Source organism: Burkholderia sp. HMSC10F09, assembly GCF_001806955.1.
Classification (GTDB): Bacteria; Pseudomonadota; Gammaproteobacteria; order Burkholderiales; family Burkholderiaceae; genus Burkholderia; species Burkholderia multivorans.
On record NZ_KV786920.1, the window covers coordinates 1 to 5,470 of the forward strand.

Consider the following 5,470-nt stretch of genomic DNA (forward strand, 5'->3'; position numbering starts at 1 on the left):
CGGCGGCCGGCGAGTCGCGCATCCGTTCGCCGGCCGCGCCGAGCGCGCCGGACAGCAGCAGCGCGACCGGTGCGCCGAGCGGCGCGCCGTAGAACAGGTTGTGCCAGCTGAAGCGGCCCACGCGCTTCGTCACGTTGTACAGATGGAATGCGGAACCGGCGAGGCCGGTCGCCGCGGACGCGACATGCACGGCATCGCGCAGCCGGTGTCGCGCGGGTGTGTCGTCCGCGTGACCGTGCACGCTCGCGATCACCGACAGCGTCGACATCACGAGCGGCGCGACCATCGCGCGGTTGTGAAACGTGCCGCGATAGTGCTCGACGCCGCTGTCGGCCAATACCGAGCCGGCCAGCAGCAGCGCGCTGCGGTTCAGCAGCCGCGCGGCATCGCGCAGCAGCTGCTCGTCGCGCGCGGTCGCGGGCGGGCGGAAAACGCGCATCGTGCCTCCTGGTCCTTCCGGTCGTTCAGGTCGTTCAGATCGCATAACGTTGGGCATCGGCCGTCCTCAGTTCGAGACCGACGCCCGGCCGTCCCGCGTCGATCTCGAGCGCACCGTCGATCAGCGGCGGCGCGCCGTCGAACAGCATGCGTTCGATGCGCACGTGATCGTGAAACCATTCGACGTGCCGCATGCGCGGCGCGACGCAGCCGACGTGCCGATGCAATGCGGGCGCGCAATGCGCGGACAGGTCGACGTGATACGCGTCGGCGAGCGCGCCCGCCGCGAGAAACCCGCTGACGCCGCCGCAGCGCGTCGCGTCGGCCTGCAGCACGTCGACCGCGCCGGCTTCGAGCAGGCGCCGGAAGTCGTCGGGCGTATACGCGTATTCGCCGGCCGCGACGTCGACGCGCGCGCCGACGTGCTCGCGCACGAACCGCAGCCCCGCGATATCGTCGCTGCTGACCGGCTCCTCGAACCAGCGGACGTCGTAGCGCGCGGCGCGCTCCGCGAACGCAAGCGCGGTGCGCGCCGAGTACGCGCCGTTCGCATCGACGAACAACTCGACGTCCGCGCCGAGCGCGTCGCGTGCGGCCTGAAGCCGCGCGGCGTCGCACGCGTCCGGCACGCCGATCTTGATCTTGCACGCGCGAATGCCTGCGTCGCGCCAGCCGCGGAGCTGCGCGGCGAGCGTCGCCGCGTCGTAGGTCGTAAAGCCGCCGCTGCCGTAGACCGGCACGCGTTCGCGGCGCCGGCCGAGCAGCGTCGCGAGCGGCACGCCGGCGAGCTTCGCCTTTGCGTCCCACAGCGCGACGTCGAGCGCCGAGATCGCGGTCGCCGCCACGCCTGCGCGGCCGATGTTGCGCACCGCGCGCCACAGCGCGTCGACGGCAGCCGGCACATCGGCGAGCGGACGGCCGCGCAGCGCGCCGGCGAGCAGCGAGGTCGCGAGCGACGCGGCACTCGCATCGGTGTACGTGTAGCCGAGCCCCGTCACGGGCCCCGCATCGATCTCGACGACCACGATCGTCGTGGCGGTCCACGCATAGGTGCCGTCGGCCTCCGGCCGGTCGGTCGGCTCGCGATACGCGCGCGCCCGCACGTCGCCGAGGGTCGGCGCATCGGAAAGACTCATCGTCGCGCTCCGTGGCTGCGTGCCGTCGCGCATGCAACCTGCATACCTGTCAGCTTCGGGCGGCACGCCGCTTGCGCCGCGGCACGTTCATCGCCGCGCGCACCGGCAGGTTGCGTGCGGGTCACCGCGAACCAAGGAGAAACGGCATGGCGACAGTGGCGGATTTCATCGTCGAACGGCTGTACGACTGGGGCGTGCGCCGCGTGTACGGCTACCCGGGCGACGGCATCAACGGGTTCTTCGGTGCGCTGAACCGCGCAGAGGGCAAGATCGAATTCGTGCAGGCGCGACACGAGGAGATGGCGGCCTTCATGGCGTCCGCGCATGCAAAATTTACAGGCGAACTCGGCGTCTGCGTCGCGACGTCGGGGCCGGGCGCCGCGCACCTCGTGACGGGCCTGTACGACGCGCGGCTCGATCATATGCCGGTGCTCGCGATCGTCGGCCAGCAGGCGCGCGCGGCGCTCGGCGGCCATTATCAGCAGGAAGTCGATCTGCCGGCGCTGTTCAAGGACGTCGCGGGCGCGTTCGTGCAACTCGCGACGGTGCCGGGCCAGGTGCGCCACCTCGTCGATCGCGCGGTGCGCACCGCACTCGGCGCGCGCGCGGTCACCGCGCTCGTGCTGCCGAACGATCTGCAGGAGCTCGACTATGCGGCGCCGAAGCGCGCGCACGGCACCGTGCATTCGGGCGTCGGCTATACGCGGCCGAAGGTCGTGCCCTATGCGGACGATCTGCAGCGCGCGGCCGACGTGCTGAACGCCGGTTCGAAGGTCGCGATGCTGGTCGGCGCGGGCGCGCTGCACGCGACCGACGAGGTGATCGCGGTCGCGGACCGGCTCGGTGCGGGCGCCGCGAAGGCGCTGCTCGGCAAGGCCGCGCTGCCCGACGATCTGCCGTGGGTCACGGGCTCGATCGGGCTGCTCGGCACGAAGCCGAGCTATTCGCTGATGACCGAATGCGACACGCTGCTGATGGTCGGCTCCGGCTTCCCCTATTCGGAATTCCTGCCGAAGGAAGGTCAGGCGCGCGGCGTGCAGATCGATCTGAAGGCCGACATGCTGAGCCTGCGCTTTCCGATGGAGGTCAATCTGGTCGGCGACAGCGCCGAGACGCTGCGCGCGCTGCTGCCGCTGCTGAACGCGCGGCACGACACCGCGTGGCGCGAGCGCATCGCGCAGTGGAACGACGAATGGCGCGACACGCTCGCCGCGCGCGCCGCCGCGAGCGCGAGCCCCGGCCGCGGCGTGAACCCGCAGCGCGCGTTCACCGAACTGTCGCCGCGGCTGCCCGACGACGTGATCCTGACGAGCGATTCGGGCTCGTGCGCGAACTGGTACGCGCGCGACCTGACGATGCGGCGCGGGATGATGGGTTCGCTGTCCGGCGGCCTCGCGTCGATGGGCGCGGCCGTCCCGTACGCGATCGCCGCGAAGTTCGCGTATCCGCTGCGGCCCGTGATCGCGTTGGTCGGCGACGGCGCGATGCAGATGAACAACATGGCCGAGCTGATCACGGTGTCCAAATACTGGCGCACATGGGCGGATCCGCGCTGGATCTGCATGGTGCTCAACAACGAGGATCTGAATCAGGTCACGTGGGAGCAGCGCGTGATGGAAGGCGATCCGAAGTTCGACGCGTCGCAGCAGATTCCGAACGTGCCCTACTCGCGCTTTGCGACGCTGCTCGGGCTGAAGGGCATCTACGTCGACGATCCGGCGCAGCTCGGCGCCGCCTGGGACGAAGCGCTCGCGTCGGACCGGCCGGTCGTGCTCGAAGTCAAGAGCGACCCCGAGGTGCCGCCGCTGCCGCCGCACGTCACGCTGCAGCAGGCGAAGCATTTCGCGGAGACGCTGCTCAAGGGCGACTCGCGCGAGCATAACGTGATCGTCGAAACCGCGCGGCAGGTGCTGTCGGCCGTATTGCCGGGCAACGGCGAGCGCGGCGGCGGCAAGAAAGAATCGTAAGCGCACGTGGCGCCGGCGTGCCGCGTTCGGCGGCGCCGGCGGCCCTACGCGACGCCGACGTCGTCCTGCTGTGCGTCGCACTGCAGCGCGAGTGCCGCGTTGACGAGCGCGACGTGGGCGAGCGTAAACGGAAAATTGCCGCACATCCGGTGCGTGTGCACGTCGTACTCCTCGGACAGCAGCCCGACGTCGTTGCGCAGCGCGAGCAGCCGCTCGAACAGCGCGTGCGCATCGTCGTCGCGGCGCTGCAGGCGGTACACCTGCGCGAGCCAGAAGCCGGCCGCGACGAACGCGCCCTCGTCCCCTTCGCAACCGTCGACAAAACGCTCGGGCCGATAGCGGAACGGCAGCCCGTCCTCGAGCAGTTCGCGCTCGATCGCGGCGACCGTCGCCGCCACGCGCGGGTCGCTCGCATCGAGCATCCCGCTCAGCGGAATCAGCAGCAGGCTCACGTCGAGGCCGTCGCCGTCGAAGCGATCGACGAAGCGCCCGAGCTTCGCGTGATAGCCGCGCGCGAGCACCTCGTCGCGCATGGTGTCGGCCCAGCGCCGCCAGTCGTCGAGCGGCGCGTGATGTCCGAACGCGCGCGCCGAACGGTACGCGCTTTCGACCGCGGCCCACACCATCGCCTTCGACGACGTGAACTGATGACGGCCGCTGCGCACTTCCCAGATCCCTTCGTCGGGCTCGCGCCAGATCGTCGCGAGATGGTCGATCAGCCGCCGCTCGAGCAGCCACGCGTCGTCGTCCGGCGGCAGCCCGTGACGGCGCGCCTGATACAGCGCGCCGAGCACTTCGCCGTAGACGTCGAGCTGCTGTTGCTGCGCGGCCGCGTTGCCGAAGCGAACCGGCCGCGCGCCGCCGTAGCCGGCCAGTTGCTCGGCCTGCCATTCGTCCGCGCGGCGGCTGCCGTCGGCCGCATAGAGCACCTGCAGCTGCGACGGATGATCGGCGATCGCGCGCACGAGCCAGTCGCGCCAGCCGGCCGCCTCGTCGCGATAGCCGCAGCGCGCGAGCGCGCGCAGCGTGAAGCTCGCGTCGCGCAGCCAGCAGAACCGGTAGTCCCAATTGCGCACGCCGCCGAAGCGCTCGGGCAGCGAACTGGTCGGCGCGGCGACGATGCCGCCGGTGCGCCGGCTCGTCAGCAGCTTGATGGTGATCAGCGCGCGTTCGATCGCGTCGCCGTACGGCCCCTGCGCGGCGTGGCTGCGCGACCACGCGCGCCAGAACGCGTGCGTGTCGCGCAGCGACGCATACGCATCGGGCACCGCCGGCGCACGGTCGTACGAGCGCGCATAGCTGATGCAGATATCGATGCGCTCGCCGGCCGCGATCGTCGGCGTGCCGACCAGCCGGTCGTCCTGCACGTCGAGGCGGGCATCGGTGTCGACCCACATCGCGTCGCCGCCCGTCATCATCCGCCAGCGGCGGCCGAAGCGCCGGCACCACGGCAGCGCATAGCCGTAGTCGAAGCGCACGCCGAGCTCGACGTCGAGCGCGACGCACCCGTGCTCGCCGCGCACGCTGCGGATCAGGCACGGATCGTCCGCGGCCCAGCTCATCCAGTCGATCACGACGATGCGGCCCGACGACGTGTCGAACGTCGTTTCGAGAATCGCGGTGCCGGGCAGATAGCGACGCGTGGCGCGCGCGTCGGGCTCGCGCGGCGCGAGCCGGAACCGGCCGTTCTCGGGCGTGCCGATCAGCGCGGCGAAGCACGGTGGCGAATCGAAATCCGGCCAGCAGAGCCAGTCGATGCTGCCGTCGCGCGCGACGAGCGCCGCGCTTCGGCCGTCGCCGATCGGTGCGTAGTCCTCGATCGGCGTCGCGCTCATCGGTTCAGCTTCCGCGCGGCCGCGACGCCGGCTGCGACCAGCACGAACGCCGCGCCGAACGCGAGCGCGCGCGCGGAGCCGAGCGCGCCGTCCG

Annotated in this window: 3 protein-coding genes and 1 pseudogene; 1 reads left to right on the plus strand and 3 read right to left on the minus strand. The window is 71.3% G+C overall.

Features of this window, described 5'->3' with window-relative positions; translation table 11 throughout:
- Positions 1-439, minus strand: a pseudogene (locus HMPREF3115_RS26735) (hypothetical protein); the annotation flags it as partial.
- 34 nt (positions 440-473) lie between these two features.
- Positions 474-1,574 (minus strand): enolase C-terminal domain-like protein, encoded by a 1,101-nt coding sequence (locus tag HMPREF3115_RS26740; protein ID WP_070556825.1) that lies wholly within the window; start codon positions 1,572-1,574, stop codon positions 474-476.
- Between the two features lie 146 nt (positions 1,575-1,720).
- Here HMPREF3115_RS26740 and HMPREF3115_RS26745 point away from each other — a divergent pair, with 146 nt between their 5' ends.
- Positions 1,721-3,541: a thiamine pyrophosphate-requiring protein gene (locus HMPREF3115_RS26745; protein ID WP_006409499.1), complete on the plus strand. Its 1,821-nt coding sequence runs from the start codon at positions 1,721-1,723 to the stop codon at positions 3,539-3,541.
- 44 nt (positions 3,542-3,585) lie between these two features.
- Here HMPREF3115_RS26745 and HMPREF3115_RS26750 read toward each other — a convergent pair whose 3' ends face one another.
- Entirely contained in the window at positions 3,586-5,376 is a 1,791-nt protein-coding gene (locus HMPREF3115_RS26750) for a glycoside hydrolase family 15 protein (RefSeq protein ID WP_070556823.1), read from the minus strand.
- Positions 5,377-5,470 lie beyond the last annotated feature (94 nt).

Bases quoted from the DNA above. Each gene is read 5' to 3' on its own strand.
- HMPREF3115_RS26740 (WP_070556825.1), bottom strand. From the start codon at position 1,574: ATGAGTCTTTCCGATGCGCCGACCCTCGGCGACGTGCGGGCGCGCGCG.
- HMPREF3115_RS26745 (WP_006409499.1), top strand. From the start codon at position 1,721: ATGGCGACAGTGGCGGATTTCATCGTCGAACGGCTGTACGACTGGGGC.
- HMPREF3115_RS26750 (WP_070556823.1), bottom strand. From the start codon at position 5,376: ATGAGCGCGACGCCGATCGAGGACTACGCACCGATCGGCGACGGCCGA.